Source organism: Streptomyces catenulae (assembly GCF_000718015.1).
Taxonomy (GTDB): domain Bacteria; phylum Actinomycetota; class Actinomycetes; order Streptomycetales; family Streptomycetaceae; genus Streptomyces; species Streptomyces catenulae.
In genome coordinates this window covers 26122-48216 of record NZ_JODY01000022.1, presented here as the reverse complement: position 1 = coordinate 48216, position 22095 = coordinate 26122, and the positions used below count along the sequence as shown (strand labels likewise).

23 protein-coding genes, 1 tRNA gene and 1 pseudogene are annotated in these 22095 nt (G+C 69.2%); 14 read left to right on the top strand and 11 right to left on the bottom strand.

Annotated features, from left to right (window positions below):
* Positions 1-373 precede the first annotated feature (373 nt).
* Both IF23_RS32160 and IF23_RS0119630 read left to right on the top strand, forming a co-directional pair.
* Positions 374-1279 (top strand): sigma-70 family RNA polymerase sigma factor, encoded by a 906-nt coding sequence (locus IF23_RS32160; protein WP_051739720.1) that lies wholly within the window; start codon positions 374-376, stop codon positions 1277-1279.
* 302 nt (positions 1280-1581) lie between these two features.
* Positions 1582-1827: a hypothetical protein gene (locus IF23_RS0119630; RefSeq protein WP_030285432.1), complete on the top strand. Its 246-nt coding sequence runs from the start codon at positions 1582-1584 to the stop codon at positions 1825-1827.
* 96 nt (positions 1828-1923) lie between these two features.
* On the opposite strand, the gene IF23_RS0119625 is transcribed toward IF23_RS0119630, so the two are convergent.
* Together IF23_RS0119625 and IF23_RS0119620 are read right to left on the bottom strand one after the other, a co-directional pair.
* On the bottom strand, positions 1924-2133 hold the full coding sequence (locus tag IF23_RS0119625) for a DUF397 domain-containing protein (protein WP_030285430.1): 210 nt from the start codon (positions 2131-2133) through the stop codon (positions 1924-1926).
* On the bottom strand, positions 2130-2960 hold the full coding sequence (locus tag IF23_RS0119620; protein WP_030285428.1) for a helix-turn-helix domain-containing protein: 831 nt from the start codon (positions 2958-2960) through the stop codon (positions 2130-2132). Before IF23_RS0119620 ends, IF23_RS0119625 begins: the two co-directional genes overlap by 4 nt.
* 412 nt (positions 2961-3372) lie before the next feature.
* Between IF23_RS0119620 and IF23_RS0119610 the strand changes: the two genes are divergently transcribed.
* The 7 genes from IF23_RS0119610 to IF23_RS0119585 all read left to right on the top strand — a co-directional run bounded on the left by IF23_RS0119610 (position 3373) and on the right by IF23_RS0119585 (position 6835).
* The gene (locus tag IF23_RS0119610; protein ID WP_030285424.1) at positions 3373-3819 is read left to right on the top strand and encodes a hypothetical protein; all 447 of its coding nucleotides are present in this window, start codon (positions 3373-3375) and stop codon (positions 3817-3819) included.
* Positions 3816-3986: a hypothetical protein gene (locus tag IF23_RS34090; protein WP_157848040.1), complete on the top strand. Its 171-nt coding sequence runs from the start codon at positions 3816-3818 to the stop codon at positions 3984-3986. The genes IF23_RS0119610 and IF23_RS34090 overlap by 4 nt, the downstream gene beginning before the upstream one ends.
* A gap of 884 nt (positions 3987-4870) precedes the next feature.
* On the top strand, positions 4871-5044 hold the full coding sequence (locus IF23_RS34085; RefSeq protein WP_157848039.1) for a hypothetical protein: 174 nt from the start codon (positions 4871-4873) through the stop codon (positions 5042-5044).
* Between the two features lie 52 nt (positions 5045-5096).
* Positions 5097-5192: transfer RNA gene (locus IF23_RS34080), tRNA-OTHER, on the top strand.
* Positions 5193-5270: 78 nt separating this feature from the next.
* A complete protein-coding gene (locus IF23_RS0119595) occupies positions 5271-5858 on the top strand; it encodes a hypothetical protein (protein WP_245655034.1) in 588 nt (195 codons plus the stop codon).
* A gap of 463 nt (positions 5859-6321) precedes the next feature.
* A complete protein-coding gene (locus tag IF23_RS34075) occupies positions 6322-6522 on the top strand; it encodes a hypothetical protein (protein WP_157848038.1) in 201 nt (66 codons plus the stop codon).
* Positions 6523-6625: 103 nt separating this feature from the next.
* On the top strand, positions 6626-6835 hold the full coding sequence (locus IF23_RS0119585; protein WP_030285420.1) for a DUF397 domain-containing protein: 210 nt from the start codon (positions 6626-6628) through the stop codon (positions 6833-6835).
* A gap of 566 nt (positions 6836-7401) precedes the next feature.
* Here IF23_RS0119585 and IF23_RS0119575 read toward each other — a convergent pair.
* Positions 7402-7656 carry a GntR family transcriptional regulator gene (locus tag IF23_RS0119575; RefSeq protein ID WP_030285417.1) on the bottom strand — a complete coding sequence of 85 codons (255 nt, stop codon included), beginning with the start codon at positions 7654-7656 and terminating at the stop codon, positions 7402-7404.
* 193 nt (positions 7657-7849) lie between these two features.
* On the opposite strand from IF23_RS0119575, the gene IF23_RS0119570 reads away from it, so the two are divergent.
* The 4 genes from IF23_RS0119570 (at position 7850) to IF23_RS0119550 (ending at position 11502) form a co-directional block, all read left to right on the top strand.
* Complete coding sequence (locus IF23_RS0119570; protein ID WP_051739718.1) at positions 7850-8191, top strand: hypothetical protein; 342 nt, start codon at positions 7850-7852, stop codon at positions 8189-8191.
* A 277-nt stretch (positions 8192-8468) separates the two neighbouring features.
* Positions 8469-9344, top strand: a complete 876-nt coding sequence (locus IF23_RS0119560; protein ID WP_051739717.1) for an endonuclease III domain-containing protein — start codon at positions 8469-8471, stop codon at positions 9342-9344.
* Between the two features lie 291 nt (positions 9345-9635).
* Positions 9636-10289 (top strand): NUDIX hydrolase, encoded by a 654-nt coding sequence (locus tag IF23_RS0119555; RefSeq protein WP_030285409.1) that lies wholly within the window; start codon positions 9636-9638, stop codon positions 10287-10289.
* Positions 10290-10302: 13 nt separating this feature from the next.
* Positions 10303-11502: a MarP family serine protease gene (locus IF23_RS0119550; RefSeq protein WP_030285407.1), complete on the top strand. Its 1200-nt coding sequence runs from the start codon at positions 10303-10305 to the stop codon at positions 11500-11502.
* Between the two features lie 59 nt (positions 11503-11561).
* Here the strand turns inward: IF23_RS0119550 and IF23_RS35055 are convergent, their stop codons facing one another.
* The 7 genes and pseudogenes from IF23_RS35055 to IF23_RS0119520 all read right to left on the bottom strand — a co-directional run bounded on the left by IF23_RS35055 (position 11562) and on the right by IF23_RS0119520 (position 19592).
* The gene (locus IF23_RS35055; RefSeq protein WP_078654097.1) at positions 11562-11774 is read right to left on the bottom strand and encodes a hypothetical protein; all 213 of its coding nucleotides are present in this window, start codon (positions 11772-11774) and stop codon (positions 11562-11564) included.
* A 143-nt stretch (positions 11775-11917) separates the two neighbouring features.
* Positions 11918-12844, bottom strand: coding sequence for an alpha/beta fold hydrolase (locus IF23_RS0119545; RefSeq protein WP_030285405.1), 927 nt, complete (start codon positions 12842-12844; stop codon positions 11918-11920).
* The gene (locus IF23_RS0119540) at positions 12841-13299 is read right to left on the bottom strand and encodes a phage holin family protein (RefSeq protein WP_030285404.1); all 459 of its coding nucleotides are present in this window, start codon (positions 13297-13299) and stop codon (positions 12841-12843) included. The genes IF23_RS0119545 and IF23_RS0119540 overlap by 4 nt, the downstream gene beginning before the upstream one ends.
* A gap of 43 nt (positions 13300-13342) precedes the next feature.
* A complete protein-coding gene (gene nhaA / locus IF23_RS0119535; RefSeq protein WP_030285402.1) occupies positions 13343-14737 on the bottom strand; it encodes a Na+/H+ antiporter NhaA in 1395 nt (464 codons plus the stop codon).
* Positions 14738-14992: 255 nt separating this feature from the next.
* Complete coding sequence (gene acs, locus IF23_RS0119530; protein WP_030285399.1) at positions 14993-16960, bottom strand: acetate--CoA ligase; 1968 nt, start codon at positions 16958-16960, stop codon at positions 14993-14995.
* 115 nt (positions 16961-17075) lie between these two features.
* Positions 17076-18161: pseudogene (locus IF23_RS0119525) on the bottom strand (carbonic anhydrase); the annotation flags it as partial.
* 444 nt (positions 18162-18605) lie between these two features.
* The gene (locus tag IF23_RS0119520; RefSeq protein WP_030285395.1) at positions 18606-19592 is read right to left on the bottom strand and encodes an ATP-binding protein; all 987 of its coding nucleotides are present in this window, start codon (positions 19590-19592) and stop codon (positions 18606-18608) included.
* 101 nt (positions 19593-19693) lie between these two features.
* Between IF23_RS0119520 and IF23_RS0119515 the strand changes: the two genes are divergently transcribed.
* Positions 19694-20551: a Fic family protein gene (locus IF23_RS0119515; RefSeq protein WP_051739716.1), complete on the top strand. Its 858-nt coding sequence runs from the start codon at positions 19694-19696 to the stop codon at positions 20549-20551.
* Between the two features lie 544 nt (positions 20552-21095).
* Here the strand turns inward: IF23_RS0119515 and IF23_RS0119510 are convergent.
* A complete protein-coding gene (locus IF23_RS0119510) occupies positions 21096-21950 on the bottom strand; it encodes an HAD family hydrolase (RefSeq protein ID WP_030285392.1) in 855 nt (284 codons plus the stop codon).
* Between the last annotated feature and the right edge of the window lie 145 nt (positions 21951-22095).

Here is a 22095-nt window from a genome sequence, read left to right as displayed (position 1 = left end):
CCCGTTGCATTTCGATGCCGTTACCTGTCGCGCGCCGGTGTCATCCCCGCGACGGAACCCGGGTCACGTCCAGTTCCCTGACCGCATCTGCGCTCGGCACTCGCGGATCTAAGCCCGTGAAATCCGCCGACGTTCCGCACCGACCGCCGGCGCCACCAACTAACCGTTCCGACGTACGGCACTGATCAAGCCCCGCGTCAACCCCCCCCGGCAGGGGGCTTGATTCGCCGTGCCATTTTTCAGAAATGCCCTGGGCTTCGTGCACCCAGAAACAGGCATAACCGCAGCTCAATAGCTGTGCACGACGGTTCGGCCCTCTCCGGGCAATCGGCTCACCAGACCACGGGTGAGCCAAGCCAAGGAGAGCCCGCCCGTGTCCAGCACGCTTGCACTTTCGACCGTCCGCGCCGCCCAGGCCAACGACCTTGAGGCCACGACGGCGGTCATCGAAACCACTGAATCGCGGATAGCGGTTCTCGCCCGGAAGGCGGCCCGTCGCATGGCGGAGTCCGGCCCGCGCCACGACGACTACCGCGACGAGTTCGAACAGATGGGGCGCATAGCGGTCTGGGAAGCCCTCACGCGGTTTGACGAGAGCGTGACCACGGACTTCCTGGGCTTCGCGTACGCCACCGTGGAGACCATGCTCCTGGGCGCGACCCGCGCGGAGCGGAACCAGGGTGTGGACCCGGACGCTGCAAAAACGTTCCTTTCGATGCTGGACCGGGCCGGGGGTGACCCGTTCCTTGCTGAGAAGCTGTGCCAGACCGTTCCCCCGGCGGGGCGTCGGCTGAGCGCGGACCGTGCCCACGCGGCCCGTCTTGCCTACCAGGGGGCGGACTCCCTGGACACCCCGGCCCCGGGCGCCGAAGACACGGACGAGCCGTGCGAGCCGGGCACGTCCACGTACGGCGTCCCGGACGAGCTGGTGACCGCTGATGACGTTTCCCGTGAAGCGGAGCGGGTCAAGCGCTGTCTCGTCCATGGCTTGCTGGACACGATGGGCGACGGTCAGGCGTACGTGCTGCGCGGAACCTTCGGCATCGACCCCGTCCCGTTCTATGGCAAGACGGCGGACGACGAGCTTGCCGCCGACATGGGCACGACCGCGAAGGCCGTGCGCGAAGCCCGCTCCAAGGGGCTCAAGGCGTTCGGTAAGCGGTGGATCAAGGCCGTGGCGCAGACCCCGGAAGAGGCGGAGGAGCTGGCTGCCGCCATGGCTGCCCGCCTGACCCGGAGGGGGGCTTCGGAGTCTCCCGCAGGGGGAAATGTCTGGTAGAAACAAACCAAGCGCGCTGTAGTTGAATCTCGGTGCATGGACTCCGGTTCAGACCATGGAGTATGTCCAGTAAGTGCGTTTTGATACCCCTTGAAGATCTTGAAATACCCCATATGCATATGCTTCACCGGGGTGTTACTGTCGAAAACCTGTGCTATTCGGACTGGCGCAGTAGGCAGTAGGGGGTTGTTGTGTCCGTGATTTCAGGGGGTGGGCCGACCGTGGAGATCCGCGTTGAGGTCCCTCGGTGGGTGGAAACAAACCGCTGGGTTTGGAAAAAGGCCGGTGATGAGTTCCCGCCGATGCCCGACTACATCGGCAACGCACACGAGCTGGAGCGCTCGTTGTACGTGCTCGCCGTCGCCGTGGCGAACGTCGCCCCGAAGGAAGTGAGGCACTTCCGATTGGTCGCGTACCGGTACGCCACGGGTGGACCCGCCGGCATCCACGAATGGTCCATCTCCCCGCACTCCGGTCGGCTCGTTCCCGTCGGTGCCCCCTGGGTCGTCTGGCAGGACGAGCCCGCGTGCACCCCCATGGCCGCATGACCTCATGACGAAGCCCCGTTACCCGAGAGGGTGACGGGGCTTCTTGGCGTGCTGCGCTGAGCGGGCCGAAGGTGGCTGGGTGCGAGTACGCCGGGGTCAGCCGTGAGACTTCGCGAAGGTCACCAGCCCGGTGAAGGCTCCAGCCGTCAGGGTGAGGTGCGGGCCGTGGGGGTCCTTGGAGTCCCGGACCTTGAACTCACCGGTGGTGGCAGCATGGTCGGGTGCCCACTCGACACACTGGCCCTGCCCGCCGCTGTATGAACTCTTGACCCAGTACAGGGGCTCAGGAGCGGGTGCGTTGCTCATGTCGTGTGGTCCTCCATGATCTTGCGAATAAAGAGACGCGACTCTTCATCGGAGAGCGCCGCCATGCGTAGCCGGTCGAACATGCCGACCGCAGAGGCCACCACGCTCGGTGTCTCGTCCACCTGTCCGCCATGGGTTGGCGTCTCGGTGTAGACGGCGTGGGGCTTCCCGTCCAACGAGAGCAGCGTAAAGGGCAGGTGGGATGGAGCGGCACCCGCCTTGTAGGGGAGCACTTGGATCGTGACGTGTGGCGACTTCATGAGCACCGTGAGGTGTTCGAGCTGGCTCACCATGACAGCAACTCCGCCAACGACAGCGCGCAGGACGGCTTCGTGCACGATGACCCAGAGCAACGGAGGATCTTCCCGATCCAACACCGCCTGTCGTCGCATCCGGAGTTCAACGTTCTCTTTGATCCACTCATCGGATGCGCGGGGGAAAGCCGCGCGCATGACGGCCGCCGCGTACTCCGGCGTCTGCAACAGCCCCATCAGAAACGTGCACGAGTAGTCCGTCACGCCGCTAGCTGATTCCTCCAGTGCGATGTACGGGACGAACCAATCTGGGTGCCCCTGCTTGGACAGCTTGTTCCGAAGACGTAGGTAAACACCTGGTGTTCCCGCCACGCGATCCATGGCGGTGGCGAATGCTTTGGAGGCCAGTACCGACCCGCTTTCAACCTTGCTTACTTGACCTTGGTTGTAGTGCAGTTGGACCGCGAAATCGTCCTGAGAGAGTCCCATTGACTCCCTTAACGCCTTGACCTCCTCCCCGAAGTACACGGCGCTATTTTTCGGCGCGCGCTCCTGGGTCGCCCCTTCGCTCATGTGTTCAACTCCCCGGTATGCCATGTCGGTTGCCGCATTATGCCGTGCCCAATGGCATGGGGTCAGACCTTCCCCACGTACGTCCGTTTCCCCCAGAGTTGATGTCGTCCCCAAGTCCCACACGCCAGCCCCCTCCAGCGAAGGCTAAGGACGCCATGACTACACCGACGCCACCCACGAACTCGTTGCACGCTGTGCATTCCGCGCCGTCCCCCGGAACGCTCGTGATGGATGTCAGCCGTAGGTGGGTCGGCATCTTCCGGTGCGAGATCGCCGGGCGCTGGGAACTGGCGCCCGTGGCTGGCGGGGACGTGTGGACCGTGGCCCCGTCGGAGACTCGGCCGACCACGGCCATGGAGCGATTGCACGCCGTAACCGCCCGTGTGAACGCGCGGAGTCGGGGTGAAGTCTCGTGACTGCCTTCTACGGGGAGCTGCGCTCCGGGTGGGACCCGGACGACGGCACAGACCGCGTGTACCGGGTGATCGACGTGCAGCGCACAGACTCCTCACTCCTTGCCGCCCGGTGGGCGCACGGATGGGCGCGGCGACTGGCTGACCAACTCAACGAAACCTCCGAGGTTCAGACGGAGGTGGCGGGAACCGCTCGCCGTTTTGATCTTCGAGGCTGGGCCGCCAACCCCCACGCTGACCGGGTGGCACAGGCGCACATTAAGGCGGGGGACCCGCTGATCATCAGCGCCACGGACGAAGGCGTCGCCTTCGTGCTCACGGTATGGCCGTTTCGCCAGCCGGCCGACGAAAGTCCTATCGGGGAGCCCCAGGGGATGGTCCACCGGATCGGCGGATTGGCCCACGCGCTGTACGTAGTGGCCGACGACCCGTGGAGAGAGCGATGAGCACGGCAGGGACGGCGCCCCGCGCCGGAACCGTCAGCAACGACGTGATGACCGTCCACGAACTCACCGACGACGCCGACCCCCGCCCCAAATGCGGCGCCGGGGATGGCGAACGCGTCACGGAATGGCTCCGCGCGGTCAACTGCCCGGACTGCCTGGCGACTTAACGAAACTCCTTTCCGACCGCCGCATACCCCCCGTAGGCGGTACGGAAAGGCCCCCGCCGGACTGGGCCATGCCGGTGGGAGCGGGGCCGCTCACAGGGCGGTGGGCGGCCCCGCGACACATCAATTTTCCAGCGGGCACGCAACGCGAACGGCCCTGGGCAGTGGCTTCATGACGTTCAGATCCTGGAGAGCGAAAGAGATGAGTAGACCCCGCGTGCACAAACCCCATTCCAACGGAAATCGTGACCGGAGAACGAGGCGCCGTGAAGCTCAAGTCCATGTGCAAGACGCACGGCATCTGGACCTGCTAATGCGGATGTGGGGCCGAATCAAAAGCACGCCCCAGGCTCCGCGCCAGGGGGAGTTGTGAGCGGGCAGGAGATCACGACTTCGGTATTCGTGGTTCCGGGCGCGAAGGCGTATCACCGGTCGGTGAACTGTCCCATGCTAGGAAACCTGGCGACGTGCATTGAAGTCCGTTCGCTCAAAAGGGCGGTGCAGGCGGGAAGAACCGCGTGCCGTATGTGCACGCAGGCCAGCCCTAGCGTCCCGTGGTCCCCCGTTGGTAAGCGAAAGGCGTAGCCGCATGGATTACCTCCCACCCGTCGATAGCGGGTACTGGAACGACAGTGATCACGAAGACGCCAAGGATGTAGCCACAGATTTCGTGAATGCCCTTCGGCGGATTGGTATCGATTTCGACGACATCGGGATTCATCTCCCTTGTGACAAGTGTGAGCCTAAGCCTCGTTACTACATCAAGATCGGCCGTGTCGATCTTGACGATGCGGTGAGGATGACAAAGGCAGTCAACGAAGCACTTGACCAACTGGAGAGGTGCCTGGACCCCTCCGCGTCTTCAGGAAATGGTACGGGAGAACCGCATGAGTAATCCGATGAGTGATGACGAATTGTTCGACTCCATCAGGGAACTCGGCGCCGCGCGCAACCAGCTGCATGACCCGAGCATCAGCGACAGTGACCGTGAGGCGAACAAAGTGATTGCCGACGTGACTGCCGCCCGCCTCGCCGCCAATCATCGGGAAGAAAATAACTGAGAGATTCCGCCCGGCCGCCGAATAGTGCGGCGGCCGGGCCCTGGAACTCCCACCCCTTGTAGCTCAGTCAGGAAGAGCCCTGAAAACCCGCAATCTGGAGACAAGGTTGCAGGTTCAGGTGACCCCGGTTCGAGTCCGGGCAAAGGGACTCCGCCCGACTGTCTAAAGGACAGCGGCAGTCGGGCGGTCGGTAGCCGAATGCACCACCATCAAAGGAGTGCACGACGTGAACAAAATCATCAGCCGACCCACCCCGGAAAGGGTGGCGGAGCGCGCCCGCGAAATCCACGCGTCCCTGATGGGTGACCCGGAAATCGGGCGTCTAGAAAAGGCGGTCTCCCAGTATTCGTCCGACTGGGACGACTTCTACGGGTACCCGATCATCACGGACTACGACGCCGTAGCCGACGCGCCGGGGCTCTTCATCGAGGCAGTCCGCGCCATGGCGATCAAGTCGGCGGTGTGGGACCTCACCGACGGCAACGAGCGTGCGGCGGAACTCCCGCTGCCCGTAGCGGTGGACACCATGACGCACGCCATGATGGCGCAGTTCTCCCTGCTGACGCGGATGATGCAGCGTCACGGAATCCAGTTCGTACACATGACGGACATGGAACACGGCAACACCGCGTGGGACCACGGCGACTACACCCACCAGGTCTACCGGCAGGCGTTCGGCACCTTGAACGCACGGTTCTGGATCGGGGCCGACGAGACCGAACGCCGCCGCCGCGTCCTGGACACCGTGTACGCCGGTATCGGCGTCACCGAGCGCGGAAAAAAGGTAGCCATCCCCTTGGGCGCCGCCGCTTAGTCGTCGGGGCAGGGTCCGCCGCCTCCAGCTCCGTTCGAACCGGGGGCGGCGCGATCCGGTCTGGTTCAAGCCCCACCTTGTGGGGGTGAACGCAGGCCGGTGTCCCGTCGGACGTGTAGCGGTATCCGTCAGCAGGGTTGAACGGACATTCCCGGGTCGGGCGGTCGTAGATCACGAACCCCTCGCGCGGGAACCGCTTCGCCGGACAGATGCCGCACGCCAGATGGTCCGAATCGGGGGAGATGAAGGGGCGCTCCATACAGCGCCACAGTAGCGAGTCCCGCACTGCGGCACACGCCCCTTGGAGACCTTCACCCGCACCCAACGCAAGGCCACCGCACAGGAATTCGAGGAGGAAAGGGGGTGGCAAAGATGCCCAAGGAGAACGTGAACGGCTACGACGTATTCGAGAATGAGACCGTGGTAGCCAGCGAGCCCGAACCCGAAGAAACCACGAGCGACGATGACGAGCAGTGAACCGGCACCGTTCTCTGACGAACCGCCGACCAACCGACAGCGCATCGGCATGCTGATCAAGCGTGATCTACCCGACCGGGCCGGCGCGTCCGAATGGTGCGGCAAGCACCCGAAAGACCGCACCCGCCTGATCGCAAGAGCACGCTGGGTCTGCCTCGACTGCCTACGCGAGACCGCGCAGCAGTAGCGCAAGGCCCCGCCCGTCGTCCGCATGACGGTCGGGCGGGGCCCGCCCCCTGAATCAGGGCGGGCACACGGTGAAGCGAACCGAAGAAGACAGGGAGAAGCACATGAGCGCCGTCCCCGATTTCGAGTTCCGTACGTCCAGCGCATGTCAGTACAACAACAACGACCCCCGGTGCGTGGAGGTCGCGACCAACGTCCCCGGCACCGTGGTCGTTCGTAGCTCCGTGACCGGCCGGGCGGTCGAGTTCACCGCGGAGGAGTGGGCCGACTTCCTCAGCGGTGCCAAGCTGGGAGAGTTCGACGTAGCGGCGTAGGGAGTCGTCATGCAGGAGTGCCCCCGGTGCAGTGGCAGCGTGGAGAGCGACCCGGAGCACCCCGGGGTGCTGCGCTGCATGACGTGCTGGAAGGTCGCGGCACTCCCCGCTGAACGTCCCTGCCCCGGCCACCGGCCGACGCTCAACGCAGCGTTGCGGAAGCTGAACGAGTCCCGGAACCTGCGGCGCTAGAGCCGGAACGGCCCCGCCCGAGATTCATGGGCGGGGCCGTGCACGTTGTCCGGGCGGGCCCGGCGTTCCGTCGCCCCGACGAGCGTCACGCACTCATCCGAAGCTGACGCTCCCCGCGCTGCGGGGATGTATCGAACTACGCGTATTACACGCGGGTCGAAGTCGCGACCACCCCGCCGTCGCGGGGATGTCCCGGAATCGCGGGGGTTCACCATGACTACCCGTACATGGCCCCGCGCTGGCGGGGATGGTCCCTTCACCGACGCCGCTAAAGGCCGCATGGTCTTGTCCACCCCGCGTTGCGGGGATGTTCCCGGGGCCACATCCGGATTTTCGGAAGTGACCGTCCGGGCCCGCTTCCGGGCAGCCGAGCCCTAGTCGTCGTCCGCGCCGGCCCGTTCCTTAACGAAGGTCCCGCGCTGGGGGACAGTGAAGACCCAGCCTTCTTCCCGGAGATGCGCGACCGCATGGCGCGCCGTAGTCCGGGCCACGCCGAAGCGCTGAGTCAAGGCAGACTCAGAAGGGATCTTCCGGTTTACCGGAAGGGCGCCACTCTCGATCTCCTTGACGATCAAAGCGGCGATCTGCCGGTACACCGGCGTGGGCGACTCGTGGTCGATCTCGGGCATGACCGCAAGCCTAGGCAAGAACAGATGTCTAGGTTCTCACATGCGTGTCTCCATGCGTCTTAATACGCATGTAGACGTAGGTATACAAGTTCGTCTAACGTCGCTCACGAAACCCCGGCGACGGAGGCGGCTGGTACCCGCCTTTATCCATCCCGGGGCATGGCCAACAGCTAAAACACAAGGAGCTGTAGACATGCGGAACCTTATCGCGCACGCACTGAAGCGGGCCGCCTCTCTGCTCAGCAGGACGCCGGGACGGCACACGGAGAGGCACCTCCGCACCCAGGAGCCCCCGCTCGCCCCCGCCTCCGACGCCCCCGCGAACCCCTGGTCCCGCCCCTGGACGGGGCCCAGTAGCGCGCAGGTCCGTGCGATCTTCCGCCCGGAAGGGGAAGAGGAGACCACGCTCACCCTGTCGCCCATCCAGCGTGAGCGCAGGTACGCCGCCGCTTTCGCCCTCATCGGCATCGACTACGACTACCCCGGAGCACCACACCCCACGTACGCCCCCGTGATTAGCGGAGCGGCGGCATGACGCGCGAAGGACTCACCCTGCCTTCTGGCTTCGGCCACGTCGCCCTGTGCGTGAAGTGCCGCACGGTGACCACTGCCCCTGTCCCCGTCCGGCGAATCGAGAGCGCCAGCGGTTCCGGAGCGACCCTGTGGGCGTGCCCGACCCACGCGGCAGACCTCACCCCCGGCCCGATGCCCGGAGAGCTGGAGCGGGGCATGTAGCCCCTTCTGGCGCCCCTTCTAGCCAACCCAGCCCCGCTCAGCCGCTACATACAGCTGAGCGGGGCTTCGCGCGTTCCGTGTCAGCCCCGGACCGTAGGCTGTACGCCATGGTGAGCCGACGGTCAGAAACTCCGCTGGCGCTCAAGCGCCGCGCGTTCAAGATCAACCGCGCCCTGGCGGAGATCTACCCCTACGCACATTGCGAACTCGACTTCCGCAACGCCTGGGAACTTCTCGTCGCGACGGTGCTCTCCGCGCAGACCACGGACCTTCGCGTAAACCAGACGACCCCTGCACTCTTCGCGAGGTATCCGAAGCCCGTGGACCTGGCCGGGGCGGACCCGGCGGAGGTTGAGGAGCTGATCCGGCCCACGGGATTCTTCAGGGCGAAGACGCGAAGCATCACGAAATTGGCCGCTGTCATCGTCCACGACCACGGCGGGCGCGTGCCGGGGACGCTTGAGGAGATGGTCAAGCTACCAGGGGTTGGGCGGAAGACCGCCTTTGTGGTCCTTGGTAACGCGTGTGCCTGCGAGAAGAGCGTAACCGCAGGTCAGAGCCATGGTGCTAAAGTGTGCACCCCGTTCGGCGTCCCCGGCATCACCGTCGACACCCACTTCGGACGGCTGGCGCGCCGCTTCGGCTGGACCACCCAGGAGGACCCGGAGAAGGTCGAGGCGGATGTCGCCGCGCTCTTCCCCAAGAGTGAGTGGACGATGCTGTCGCACCGCGTCGTCTTCCACGGCCGCCGCGTCTGCCACTCCCGCAAGCCCGCCTGCGGCGCCTGCGGCATCGCCCCGCTCTGCCCGTCGTACGGCGAGGGCGAGACCGACCCGGAGAAGGCGAAGAAGCTGCTCAAGTACGAGTTGGGCGGGCAGCCGGGGCAGCGGCTCAACCCGCCCGCCGGTTTTCCCGGTCGGCCCGCGCCCCCGCTGGGGGCCCCGGCCTCATGACACCGGCCACCGCCGCACCGGCGGTACGGGCCGCACCCGCGGCCCCGGCGGCGGGCCGCGTGGCCCACCGCCGGGCGCCGCACACCGAACCAGGGCCTTGAGGGGGCGCGTATGACGAGTGCACGGGAGCAGTACGGCGAACGGACCGGCGACCGGGCCGGGGAGGGGCGGCCCGCCGCCCCGGAGAGCGGCCGGACCCTGCCCGGCGACGGCCCGGCGGCCCCGCCCGGCCCCGGCACACCGCCCGCCGCGCCCGAGGCCCCCGGTGCCGGGCGGCTCCCGCAGGCGCGGGTGTCCACCGAGGGGTTGCCGGAGTGGCTGGACCCGGTCGTCCGGGCGGCGCAGACCGTCGAGCCGCACCAGCTCAGCCGCTTCCTGCCGCCCGAGAACGGCGGTCGCCAGTCCGCGGTCCTGGTCCTCTTCGGGCAGGGCGCCCGCGGGCCCGAGCTGCTGCTGATGGAGCGCGCCGGGACGCTGCGCTCGCACGCCGGGCAGCCCTCGTTCCCCGGGGGCGCGCTCGACCCGGAGGACGGCGACCCGGAGGGCAGCGGTCCGGTGCGGGCCGCGCTGCGGGAGGCGCAGGAGGAGACCGGGCTCGACCCGGCGGGCGTGCAGGTCTTCGGTGTGCTGCCGCGGCTCTACATCCCGGTCAGCGGCTTCGTGGTGACGCCGGTGCTCGGCTGGTGGCGCGAGCCCAGCCCGGTCGGCGCGGTCGATCAGGCGGAGACGGCCCGGGTGTTCACGGTTCCCGTGGCGGATCTCACGGACCCGGCCCACCGGGTGACGGCCCGCCATCCGCTGGGGCACACCGGTCCGGCGTTCCGCGTCGAGTCGGCCCTGGTCTGGGGTTTCACCGCCGGGGTCATCGACCGCCTGCTGCACTTCGCCGGGTGGGAGATTCCGTGGGACCGCACGAAGCAGGTCCCGCTGGACCGGAGCGCGTGAGACGGTGTCCGGCGTGAACGTCCTGGACATCCTGTTGCTGGTCGCCGCCGTGTGGTTCGCGATCGTCGGCTATCGGCAAGGCTTTGTCGTCGGCATCCTGTCCGTGCTCGGCTTCCTCGGCGGTGGCCTGATCGCGGTCTACGTACTCCCCGTCATCTGGAACGAGGTCACCGACGACGCCACCCCCGGCACCTTCGCGGCCATCGCCGCCGTCGCCATCGTCATCATCTGCGCCTCGGTCGGCCAGGCGCTCACCACCCATCTGGGCAACAAGCTGCGCCGCCACATCACCTGGTCACCGGCGCGGGCGCTGGACGCCACCGGCGGCGCGCTCGTCAACGTCGTGGCGATGCTGCTGGTGGCCTGGCTGATCGGTTCCGCGCTGGCCGGTACGTCGCTGCCGACGCTCGGCAAGGAGGTCCGCAACTCCAAGGTGCTGCTGGGCGTCTCGCGGGTGATGCCGCAGCAGGCCACGACGTGGTTCACGGACTTCTCCGCGGTGCTCGCGCAGAACGGCTTCCCGCAGGTCTTCACGCCGTTCTCCAACGAGCCGATCACCTCCGTCCCGGCGCCCGACCCGAAGCTGGCGCACAGCCCCGTCGCGGGGCGCGCCCGGCAGAGCATCGTCAAGGTCGTCGGCACGGCGCCCAGCTGCGGCAAGGTCCTGGAGGGCAGCGGCTTCGTCTTCGCGCCGCACCGCGTGATGACCAACGCCCACGTCGTCGGCGGCGTCTCCGAACCGACCGTGCAGATCGGCGGCGAGGGCACCACGTACGACGCCAAGGTCGTGCTCTACGACTGGGAGCGGGACATCGCGGTCCTCGACGTCCCGGCGCTGCGGGCGCCCGCGCTGAAGTTCACCGGCACCGACGCGCAGAGCGGCCACAGCGCCATCGTCGCGGGCTTCCCGGAGAACGGCGGCTACGACGTCCGCTCGGCCCGTATCCGCGGCCGTATCCAGGCCAACGGCCCGGACATCTACCACCGGGGCACGGTCGCCCGCGATGTGTACTCGCTGTACGCGACGGTGCGGCAGGGCAACTCCGGCGGTCCGCTGCTCACCCCGCGGGGCGAGGTCTACGGCGTGGTCTTCGCCAAGTCGTTGGACGATGCGCAGACCGGCTACGCGCTCACCGCCGACGAGGTCCGTCAGGACGTCACCAAGGGGCGGCAGGCCACCCGGCCCGTCGACACCCAGGGGTGCGCGATCTGAACCACCCGGAAGGCGGCGGGTACCGGCACGGACTCCGTGTGGTGCCCGCCGTCGGCGGGTCAGCCGCGGGGATGGCGCAGCCGGGCGGACATCCACCGCGCTCTGCGGCGCAGGATGCGGGGGATGCCCATCGGGTGCGCGGAGTCCGGGTGCGGGGGACCCGCGGGCCCGCCGCCCCGGAGGTCGGGAGTGCCCCTGTCCCGCGTACCCACGGCAGCGGCACTGCTGCGGCGGTTGCGTGCCACGTCACGGTAGTCGTGCGTCCAGCCCATACCCTCGACTCTGCCCGTGGCCCGAGGTCCGTAACCGCCGGGCGGCCCGCCAATCGGCCTATGCGGCGGGCAATTGGCCACCCGTCACCGCCGTGTTCGTCCCCGGTTCGCCGGGCCGCTTCCGGGGTGCCGGGCGGGCTCCGTCAGCGGTCCGGCTCGGGGTCCCGGAGCCAGTTGACCAGCTCCGTGGAGAACGCCACCGGGTCCTCCTCGTGGGGGAAGTGGCCGAGCCCGTCGAAGAGCCGCCAGCGGTACGGCGCCTCGACGTACGCGCCGGAGCCCGCGGCGGTGCGGGTGCGCATCACCGGGTCGAGCGAGCCGTGCAGATGGAGCGTCGGAACGCGTACCGGCAGCTTCATCCGGCGGTTGAACTGCAGACCGTCGGGGCGGGCCAGCGAGCGGACCATCCAGCGGTACGGCTCGATGGAGCAGTGGGCCGTGGAGGGGATGCCCATGGCCCGCCGGTAGACGGTGACGGCGTCCTCGTCCGGGGGCTGCGGGCCCGACCAGTCGTGGAGCATCTCGCCGACCCGGGCGGCGTCGTCGGCGACCAGCGCCCGCTCGGGCAGCCAGGGCCGCTGGAAGCTCCAGATGTGGGCGCTGCGCCGGGTCTGCCGGGCGTCGGCGAGCATCGCGCGGCGCCACAGCCGTGGGTGCGGCATCGAGGCGACGGCGAGGCGGCGCACCAGCTTCGGCCGCATCGCCGCCGCCGTCCAGGCGAGGTAGCCGCCCAGGTCGTGGCCGACGAGCGCGGCGTCGGGCTCGCCCAGGGAGCGGATGACGCCGGTGACGTCGAGGGCGAGGTTGGCCGGGTCGTAGCCGCGCGGGGTGCGGTCGCTGCCGCCGACGCCGCGCAGGTCCATCGCGACGGCGCGGTAGCCCGCCTCGGCGAGCGCCGGCAGCTGGTGCCGCCAGGCCCACCAGAACTGCGGGAAGCCGTGCAGCAGCAGCACCAGCGGGCCGTCGCCCATCTCCGCGATGTGGAAACGGGCGCCGTTCGCCGCGACGTCCCGGTGCGTCCAGGGACCGTCGGGGCGTACGACCGGTGCGGTGCTGTCGGGGACCGTCATGCCGAGGTGCGTGTCACGGACTCCAGGACCGGGTGGTCCGCGGGCTCCGGGCGGGGGTGCGGCTTGGCGTTCTGGAGGACGGCCGCGGTCTGCTTGGCGGAGGCGATCGACTTCTCCGGCTTCTTGATCTTCTTGATCTTGGCCAGGGCGATCAGGGCCAGCAGCAGCGCGATGACGATGAACGCGCCGCCGACGATCAGGAAGGACCAGGCCAGACCGAGGCCGAGGTTGTGGATGCCGTACGCCGCCGCGAAGCTCAGCACCGGCAGCGCGAAGAGGATCAGCACACCGGCGACGATGAACCCGGCGCCGCCGATGCCCGCCCGCTTCGCGTCCAGTCGCAGTTCGGCCTTGGCCAGTGCGATCTCGTCGTGCACGAGTGCGGACAACTCGGCGGTGGCCGTCGCCACCAACTGGCCGAGGCTGCGGTCTGCGCCGTCGTCGGCTGAACTCATCGCCGTCTCCCTTATGTCTGCTGCGTAGGCAAAGCCTCTCAGATCATGCCGGACCATCGTCCCCGGGCTCGGCGCCGGAGGCCACTTCGGCAAGCCGCCGGTGTTCCGCGGCCTTCGCCTCCAGCATCGCCGCCATCCGCAGGTGGTACGCCGGGTCGCCCTCCTCGTAGACGTCGGGGATGCCGTCCCGGTCCTCGTCGCGCTCCTCCTCGGCGAGGAGGGCACGGTACTTGTTGTTGCGGAGTTTGAGCAGGATGGTGGCGCAACCGGCCGCGATCAGCGAGCCGAGCAGGACGGACGCCTTGATCTCCTCGGCGAGCGCCGGGTTGTCGCCGAAGGCCAGTTCGCCGATGAGCAGCGAGACCGTGAAGCCGATACCGGCGAGAGTGGCGACGGCGAAGAGGTCGGGCCACTTGAGGTCGGGGTTGAGCCGGGCGCGGGTGAAGCGGGCGGTCAGCCAGGTACCGCCGAAGATGCCGAGGGTCTTGCCGACGACGAGACCGAGGACCACGCCGAGGGTCTCGGGGCGGGTGAAGACCTCGCGGACGGCGTCGCCGGAGACGGCCACCCCGGCGGAGAAGAGCGCGAAGAGCGGCACGGCCAGACCTGCGGAGAGCGGGCGGACCAGGTGCTCGATGTGCTCACCGGGGGAGTGGGTCTCGCCCTCGCGGGGGGCGCAGCGCAGCATCAGGCCCATCGCGACGCCCGCGATCGTGGCGTGCACACCGCTGTTCTCCATCAGCGCCCAGATGACGACGCCCAGCGGCACGTAGACGTACCAGCCGCGGACGCCCTTGCGGAGCAGGAGGTAGAAGACGCCCAGACCGACGACGGCGAGGCCGAGCGCCAGGAAGTTGATCTGCGAGGTGAAGAAGACCGCGATGATCAGGATGGCGAAGAGGTCGTCGACGACGGCGAGGGTGAGCAGGAAGGCGCGCAGCGCGGACGGCAGGGAGGTGCCGATGACGGCGAGGACGGCCAGCGCGAAGGCGATGTCGGTGGCGGTGGGGACCGCCCAGCCGTCGAGCGAGCCGTGGCCTATGCCGTTGACGACGAGGTCGACGAGGGCGGGCATCGCCATACCGCAGAGCGCGGCGATCACCGGGAGCGCGGCGGCCTTGGGGTCGCGCAGCTCACCGGCGACGAGTTCGCGTTTCAGCTCGATACCGGCGACGAAGAAGAAGATCGCGAGCAGGCCGTTGGCCGCCCAGTGCTCCAGCGAGAGGTTGAGGCCGAGCGAGGCGGGGCCGAGGTGGAAGCCGCGGACCGCCTCGTAGCTGTCGCCGAAGGCGTTTGCCCAGATCAGCGCGGCGATGGCGGCGATGAGAAGGAGGACGCCGCCGACCGTCTCGGTGCGGAGCGCGTTGGTGAGGAAATTCCGTTCCGGCAGCGGCAGCCGACCGAGGAAGAGGGAACGGCGATTCTGGGGTGCGCTCACGGGGGCTGACCTCCGGCGTTTTCGGCAACGGCTGTGGCAGTTGCCGACCAGACTTCCCGGCGCACCCTGAGATCTTGGCGTTTTCTTGACGCCGCTCCCACTGTACCGGGCGGGTGCAAGGTGCCGCGGGGCGTTCTTCACTTTACGGACATGACGGAGGGCTCGCGCCGCCCGCCGGGGCCGGGAACGCGGCAGGGGCACCGGCCGTCTCGCCGGTGCCCCCACGGGCCGGATGCGGCGGTCGCCGCGCCGGGATCAGTCGTCGCTGGCCGCGCCGGGCAGCTTCGCCTGGATCAGGTCCATGACGGAGGAGTCGGTGAGCGTGCTCACGTCACCGAGGTCGCGGTTCTCGGCGACGTCCCGCAGCAGACGGCGCATGATCTTGCCGGAGCGGGTCTTGGGCAGCTCCGCGACCGGCATGATCCGCTTCGGCTTGGCGATCGGCCCGAGGTGCTGCGCGACATGCGCCCGCAACTCCTCGACCAGCGACTCGTCCTCCGCGTCCGCTGAACCGCGCAGGATCACGAAGGCGCAGATCGCCTGGGTGGTCTGCGGGTCGGTGGCGCCGACCACCGCGGCTTCGGCGACCTTCGGGTGCGAGACCAGCGCCGACTCCACCTCGGTGGTGGAGATGTTGTGGCCCGAGACGAGCATGACGTCGTCGACCCGGCCCAGCAGCCAGATGTCGCCGTCCTCGTCCTTCTTGGCACCGTCGCCCGCGAAGTACTTGCCCTCGAAGCGCGACCAGTACGTGTCGAGGTAGCGCTGGTCGTCGCCCCAGATGGTGCGGAGCATCGACGGCCACGGCTCGGTCAGTACGAGGTAGCCGCCGGCGCCGTCGGGCACCTCGCGTCCGTCGTCGTCCACGACGGTCGCGGCGATGCCGGGCAGTGGCCGCTGCGCCGAGCCGGGCTTGGTGGTGGTGACGCCCGGCAGCGGGCTGAGCATCATCGCGCCGGTCTCGGTCTGCCACCAGGTGTCGACGATCGGAGCCTTGTCGGCGCCGATGTGCTTGCGATACCACATCCACGCCTCGGGGTTGATCGGCTCACCGACCGACCCCAGGACGCGCAGCGACGACAGGTCGAACTTGGCGGGGATGTCGTCGCCCCACTTCATGCAGGCGCGGATCGCGGTGGGCGCGGTGTAGAGGATCGTGACGCCGTACTTCTGGACGATCTCCCACCAGCGGCCCTGGTGCGGGGTGTCCGGCGTGCCCTCGTACAGCACCTCCGTCGCACCGTTGGCCAGCGGACCGTAGGTGATGTACGAGTGGCCCGTCACCCAGCCGACGTCGGCGGTGCACCAGTAGACGTCGGTCTCCGGCTTGAGGTCGAAGACGGCGTGGTGGGTGTAGGCCACCTGGGTGAGGTAGCCGCCGGTGGTGTGCAGGATGCCCTTGGGCTTACCGGTGGTGCCGGAGGTGTAGAGGATGAACAGCGGGTGCTCGGCGTCGAACGCCTCGGGCGTGTGCCGGTCGCTCTGGCGGCCGACGGTCTCGTCCCACCACAGGTCGCGCCCCTCGGTCCAGGCGGTGTCCTGGCCGGTGCGGCGGACGACGAGGACGTTGCGGACGTTCTCGGTGCCGGGCCTGGTCAGCGCCTCGTCGACGGCGGGCTTGAGGGCGGAGGGCTTGCCGCGGCGGTAGCCGCCGTCGGCGGTGATCACGACGCGGGCGTCGGCGTCCTGGATACGGGTGGCCAGCGCGTCCGCGGAGAAGCCGCCGAAGACGACGGAGTGCGGGGCGCCCAGGCGGGCGCAGGCCAGCATCGCGATGACCGTCTCCGGGATCATCGGCATGTACAGCGCGACCCGGTCACCTGCCGCGACGCCCAGCTCGGTCAGGGCGTTGGCCGCCTTGGAGACCTCGCGCTGCAGCTCGGCGTAGGTGATGGCGCGGCTGTCGCCGGGCTCGCCCTCGAAGTGCAGCGCGACGCGGTCGCCCAGACCGTTCTCCACGTGCCGGTCCACGCAGTTGTACGCGACGTTGAGCTTGCCGTCGGTGAACCACTTGGCGAAGGGCGCGTTCGACCAGTCGAGCGTCTGGGTGGGCGGCGTCTGCCAGCTCAGGCGCTTGGCCTGCTCCGCCCAGAAGGCCAGCCGGTCCGACGCCGCCTGCTCGTACGCCGCTGCCGTGACGTTGGCGTGCGCGGCCAGCTCGGCGGGGGGTGCGAACCGCCGTTCCTCCTTGAGAAGATTGGCCAGACTGCTCTCGTTGCTCACGACATCTCCCATTCCCAGGGCGTGCGGTGTGTCCCGGGTCATAGCTCATCAGCCCGCGGTACGCCCTGACAAGGGTTGCCGGGAAAAATTGGTGTAGACCTGTAAAGCTTGCAGGTCAGGCCGGTATCGGAGCGGCTTCGGCGCGTACGGCGCAGAACCGCCCGCCGACCTCGTCCAGGACGTACGCCTGGGCCTCGCCGACATGGAAATACATGCCGTGGAGGGTGAGCGAGCCGTCCGCCACCCGGCGGGCCACACATGGGTACGCCCGCAGATGGTCCAGCTGCTGACGGATGTTGACCAGCGCGAGCCGTTCGTGCGCGTCGGCCACCGGGCGACCGCTCAGCGCGGTGTCGTCGGCGGGGCGGCCGGGCGCCCCGGTCATCCGGGCCAGGCTCGGGGCGCCGTGCCGCAGCCAGCGCTCCAGCGCGGTCGGGTCGAGGGGCTTCCCGGGGACCTCGGCGGGCCCGCCCCGCTCGGCGGAGGTGAGCAGCGCCTTCATCGCGCCGCACCCGGAGTGCCCGCAGACGGTGAGGGAGTCGACCCGCAGGACCTCGACCGCGTACTCGACGGCCGCGGCCACGGAGTCGCAGGCGGCGTCCGCGCCGGGCGGCGGCATGAGGTTGCCGACGTTGCGGACGGTGAAGAGGTCGCCCGGGCCGCTGGACGTGATCATGCTCGTGACCAGCCGGGAGTCCGAGCAGGTCAGGAAGAGTTGGGTGGGGCGCTGACCCTCGCGCGCCAGCCGGGACAGCTCCTCGCGCACCAGCGGCGCGGTGTGCCGCTGGAAGGCGCTCACCCCGCCCCACAACCGGCTCCCGGCGACCCCGGACCCGGCTTCCTCGGGCCCCGGGCGGGTGCAGTGGTGGTTGCGCCAGGGCGTCCAGGGGCGGCAGGTGTGGGCGCCCGCCGGATCCAGGAGCGGCATCCCGGACCGGCCGACCGGGGTGACCCGGCTGCCGCGCGCCCGATGCCCCGCCGACCAGGACCGCAGCGCCTCGTACGCCGCATGGTCCATGAACGAACCGCCCAACTCGACGACGGCGTCGGAGCGCTCCGGCACCCGCGCGAGCGCCCGCGTCAGCCGGGGCACCGCCAGGAACGTCAACTGGCCGCTGACCCGGACCCGTTGGCACCCCTCCTCCTCGGTGACCGTGACGCGGGTGCGCGCCAGGCGGCGCAGCGCCAGGAAGGCGGCGAGGTCCGCGCGCAGGGCGGTGCGCCGTCCGGTGCCGGGTGGCGGATCGTGCGGATGGTGGGTGGCGTGCGGGCGGGGGGATTGCTGCTCGGTCTGCGACATGTGCGGCTCCTCGGGGCGGTGCGGCGTGCGGGCCGCGGTGGCGCTGTGGAGGCGCGAGCCGGTCGGTGGAGCGTCGCGTACGGCGGGGCTCGGTCACTCTCCGTGTTCAGTAAATGGAGCGTAATGTCGCGTAAAGAGCAAGAGAAGTATTTTCGCGCAAGTGAACTACATATTCGCTCTGACGGGTGAACGAAAGAGGCGCCGCCTTGCTTTTCTCTCACCTGTTTCGGTGAGTTCTGGCCCTGAAGGGTTTCTTCCGGTAAAGCGGTATGCGTTGGACGGCAGCCGGAAAAGGCGGGATCGGGTGCGGCCGGCGGTGGCGTGGTCGCCACCGCCGGTGGTGGATCAGACGGGCTGCGGCGTCGCCGCTCCCTCGGAGAGCAGGAATGCCGGGTCGACCTGCGCGGCGAGATCCGCACCGGTCTTCGCGTTTCCCCAGCTCTCCGCGTTCCGCAGATGGAAGTGGACCATCTGACGGGTGTAGCGCTGCCAGTCGCGCTGCGCGTACGTGGCGTCGGCGGCACTGTGCAAAGTCTCCAGGGCGCGGCGGTTGACGTCCTCCAGTTCGGCGAAGGGCGCCGGGCGGCCCTTCTCCATGGCGCGCACCCAGTCCGAGTGGCCGACTGTCACCAGCAGGTCGTCGCCCACCTCCGCGCGCAGGAACGCCAGGTCGTCGGGGCCCTGCACCTTGTTGCCCACCACCTTCAGGCTGACGTCGAAGTCCCGCGCGTACTCCTTGTACTGGCGGTAGACGGCGATGCCCTTACGGGTCGGCTCGGCGACCAGGAAGGTCATGTCGAAGCGGGTGAACATCCCGGAGGCGAAGGAGTCCGAACCGGCGGTCATGTCGACGACGACATACTCCTCGCGGCCGTCCACGAGGTGGTTCAGGCACAGCTCGACCGCGCCGACCTTGGAGTGGTAGCAGGCGACGCCCAGGTCGGACTCGGTGAACGGGCCGGTGGCCATCAGCCGTACCGAGGAGTCGTCGAGCGGCACCGTGCGGGCGCAGGCGTCGTAGACGGGGTTGTCGCCGCCGACGCGTAGCAGCTGCGAGCCGTCACCGGGAGGCGTCGTCTTGATCATCGTCTCGGCGGAGGCGATACGCGGATTGCTGCCGCGCAGATACTCCTTGATCAGCGGCAGCTGGGCGCCCATCGCGGGCAGCGCGGCGGCGGCCGCGTCGTCCAGGCCCAGCGCGGCTCCCAGGTGCTGGTTGATGTCGGCGTCCACCGCGATCACGGGGACGCGGGCGGCCGCGAGATGGCGGATGAACAGGGAGGACAGGGTGGTCTTGCCGCTGCCGCCCTTTCCTACGAAAGCGATCTTCATGTTCACCAACAGTAATCTGCTTATCGCGCTCAGTGAGAAGCCCACGTGAAGAAGACCACTCCATCGGGGGGCGTGGCCCCTTGGTGCGTAGGGTCGTGCCCATGGCTGCAGACACCCGGGGTACGGCCCCGAAAACCCCGCAGGCGGGCGCCGATCCGCTGGCGGCCCTCGCATCGCTCCCGGGCGTCGTCGACGCGGTGGACTCCGTACGCAAGGGCGTGGACCGGCTCTACGGGCACCGGATCATGCGCCGCCGCAGCGTGGAGGTCACCTCCGAGGCGGCGCTGCGCGGAGCGCGTGGCTCCGCCGCGCTCGCCGGGGCCGACTGGGCGCTGGAGGAGGTCCGGCGGCGCACCGACTTCAGCGCGGACGGCGAACCGGCGACGGTCGGCGCCGCGCTGCGGCTGATCGCCGAGGCGGGCCAACTGCTCAGCGTGTGGCGGCAGTCGCCGCTGCGGGTGCTGGCGCGGCTGCACCTGGTGGCGGCCGGTGGCGGCGGCGCGGACGACACCGTCGGGCGGCCCCGGCTGGCCGGGGAGGGCGTCGACGAGCCGCTGATCGAACTGCCGCTGCCCGGCGCGGACGAGGTCGCGGGGCGGCTGGACGGCCTGGCGCGGCTGCTGCTCGCGGGCAGCGAGGCGCCCGCGCTGGTGACCGCCGCCGTGGTCCACGGCGAACTGCTGGCGCTGCGCCCCTTCGGCTCGCACAACGGCCTGGTCGCGCGCGCCGCGGAGCGCATCGTGCTGATCGGCAGCGGTCTCGACCCCAAGTCCATCTGCCCGGCCGAGGTCGGCCACGCGGAACAGGGCCGGGCGGCCTACGCGGCGGCGTTGGAGGGGTACGTCTCCGGTACGCCCGACGGGGTGGCCGCCTGGATCGCGCACTGCGGGCGCGCGGTGGAGCTGGGTGTCCGGGAGTCCACGGCGGTCTGCGAGGCGTTGCAGCGCGGCGCCGCCTGAATCACGCGGGCGGTCCTGCCGGTGCCGGGATTCCCGGCGCCGGTGGTCGGGCCCGGACAGGAGTTGCGGCGGTACGTGGTGCTGATACGTACCGCCGCTGGCACGTCCGCCGCGTGACCATGCGTGCACATTCTTTGCCCATCAGGCCGGAGAACTCTGTCCGTCGCCTGGTGCGGCTGGCCCGTAATCGACGGGTCGGCGTCGCGTGGGTGCGCGGCATTCATGCATCGGTCCGTGGGCCTTGCTGCGTTTCAGGTGATCCTCTCGGACGTCCTTGGTCTCGCGGGCCGTGATTCCTTTGTACCCCAGCCCCCGGACAAGGGGAACCCTTCACCTCAGATCTTTACTTTTGCCTTCAATAACGGGCAACAAGGGTAAAGCGGATGGCGGTCCGTCGGATATACGATGCCCCGCCGCCGGGGGATTCCACCGGCTCGGCGCCGCCTTTCCGGGAGATCTCCGGGGTTCGGCCGCGAAGGCGTCAGGGGATATTCCGGGCCGGGACCGGGGCGCCTCGGGGTTTCCGCCCTCGGTGCCCCGCCGCTCAGGCCGGGTGGCTCCGGCGCCGCCGCGCCGCGTATCGCACCAGGCTCGCGCCGACCATCGCCGCGCCCACCGCCGCGACCAGGGTGAGCACCGGGCGGGAGGGCAGCGCGGGCAGCGGCCGGGTGAGCGGCACCGGGCGGCTGAAGGACAGCACCGGCCACTCTCGGGCGGCCGCCTCCCGGCGCAGCGCCCGGTCCGGGTTGACGGCGAAGGGCCGCCCGACGGCCTCCAGCATGGGCACGTCCGTCGCCGAATCGCTGTACGCGAACGACCGCGTGAGGTCGTACCCCTCGGTCGCGGCCAACTCCCGCACCGCCTCCGCCTTGGTGGGCCCGTAGGCGTAGTAGTCGATCTCGCCGGTGAACCGGCCGTCCTCGCCGACGGCCATCCGCGTCGCCACCACCCGGTCGGCGCCCAGCAGTTCGCCGATCGGCTCGACGACCTCCGCGCCCGAGGTGGACACGATCACGACGTCACGACCGGCCGCATGGTGCTCCTGGATCAGGGAGACCGCCTCGTCGTAGATGATCGGGTCGATCAGATCGTGGAGCGTCTCGGCGACGATCTCGCGGACCTGCGCGACGTCCCAGCCGCGGCACAGCGACGAGAGATAGGCGCGCAGCCGCTCCATCTGATCGTGGTCCGCGCCGCCCGCGAGGAACAGGAACTGCGCATATGCGGTACGCAGCGCGGCCCGGCGATTGATCAGGCCACCACGGTAGAAGGACTTGCTGAACGTCAGCGTGCTGGACTTTGCAATGACCGTCTTGTCGAGGTCGAAGAAGGCGGCGGTACGGGGCATCGAGTGGCGCACGGAGGGGTTTTCCACAGGCCGAGCATAGGCTCCCTCCATTCGGGGGTAAGGACTGCGCGTGGGTTTGCTTGAGAAGGCTCTCGGGTACACCATGGAAGTCACGGATCGTTCGCGACCGTGCTAACCCGGTCCGGCTCCTCCCCCCCCCGAGTCGGCCGAGGAAGACGACCCCCGCTCTCCCCCC

Coding starts and splice junctions, on each gene's coding strand:
- IF23_RS34090 (WP_157848040.1), top strand. CDS start 3,816: ATGAGCACGGCAGGGACGGCGCCCCGCGCCGGAACCGTCAGCAACGAC.
- IF23_RS0119620 (WP_030285428.1), bottom strand. CDS start 2,960: ATGAGCGAAGGGGCGACCCAGGAGCGCGCGCCGAAAAATAGCGCCGTG.
- IF23_RS0119515 (WP_051739716.1), top strand. CDS start 19,694: ATGGCTGCAGACACCCGGGGTACGGCCCCGAAAACCCCGCAGGCGGGC.
- IF23_RS0119585 (WP_030285420.1), top strand. CDS start 6,626: ATGAGCGCCGTCCCCGATTTCGAGTTCCGTACGTCCAGCGCATGTCAG.
- IF23_RS35055 (WP_078654097.1), bottom strand. CDS start 11,774: ATGGGCTGGACGCACGACTACCGTGACGTGGCACGCAACCGCCGCAGC.
- IF23_RS0119510 (WP_030285392.1), bottom strand. CDS start 21,950: ATGGAGGGAGCCTATGCTCGGCCTGTGGAAAACCCCTCCGTGCGCCAC.
- IF23_RS0119630 (WP_030285432.1), top strand. CDS start 1,582: ATGCCCGACTACATCGGCAACGCACACGAGCTGGAGCGCTCGTTGTAC.
- IF23_RS0119540 (WP_030285404.1), bottom strand. CDS start 13,299: ATGAGTTCAGCCGACGACGGCGCAGACCGCAGCCTCGGCCAGTTGGTG.
- IF23_RS0119545 (WP_030285405.1), bottom strand. CDS start 12,844: ATGACGGTCCCCGACAGCACCGCACCGGTCGTACGCCCCGACGGTCCC.
- IF23_RS0119575 (WP_030285417.1), bottom strand. CDS start 7,656: ATGCCCGAGATCGACCACGAGTCGCCCACGCCGGTGTACCGGCAGATC.
- IF23_RS0119570 (WP_051739718.1), top strand. CDS start 7,850: ATGCGGAACCTTATCGCGCACGCACTGAAGCGGGCCGCCTCTCTGCTC.
- IF23_RS0119625 (WP_030285430.1), bottom strand. CDS start 2,133: ATGAGCAACGCACCCGCTCCTGAGCCCCTGTACTGGGTCAAGAGTTCA.
- IF23_RS34085 (WP_157848039.1), top strand. CDS start 4,871: ATGAGTAATCCGATGAGTGATGACGAATTGTTCGACTCCATCAGGGAA.
- IF23_RS34075 (WP_157848038.1), top strand. CDS start 6,322: ATGACGAGCAGTGAACCGGCACCGTTCTCTGACGAACCGCCGACCAAC.
- IF23_RS0119520 (WP_030285395.1), bottom strand. CDS start 19,592: ATGAAGATCGCTTTCGTAGGAAAGGGCGGCAGCGGCAAGACCACCCTG.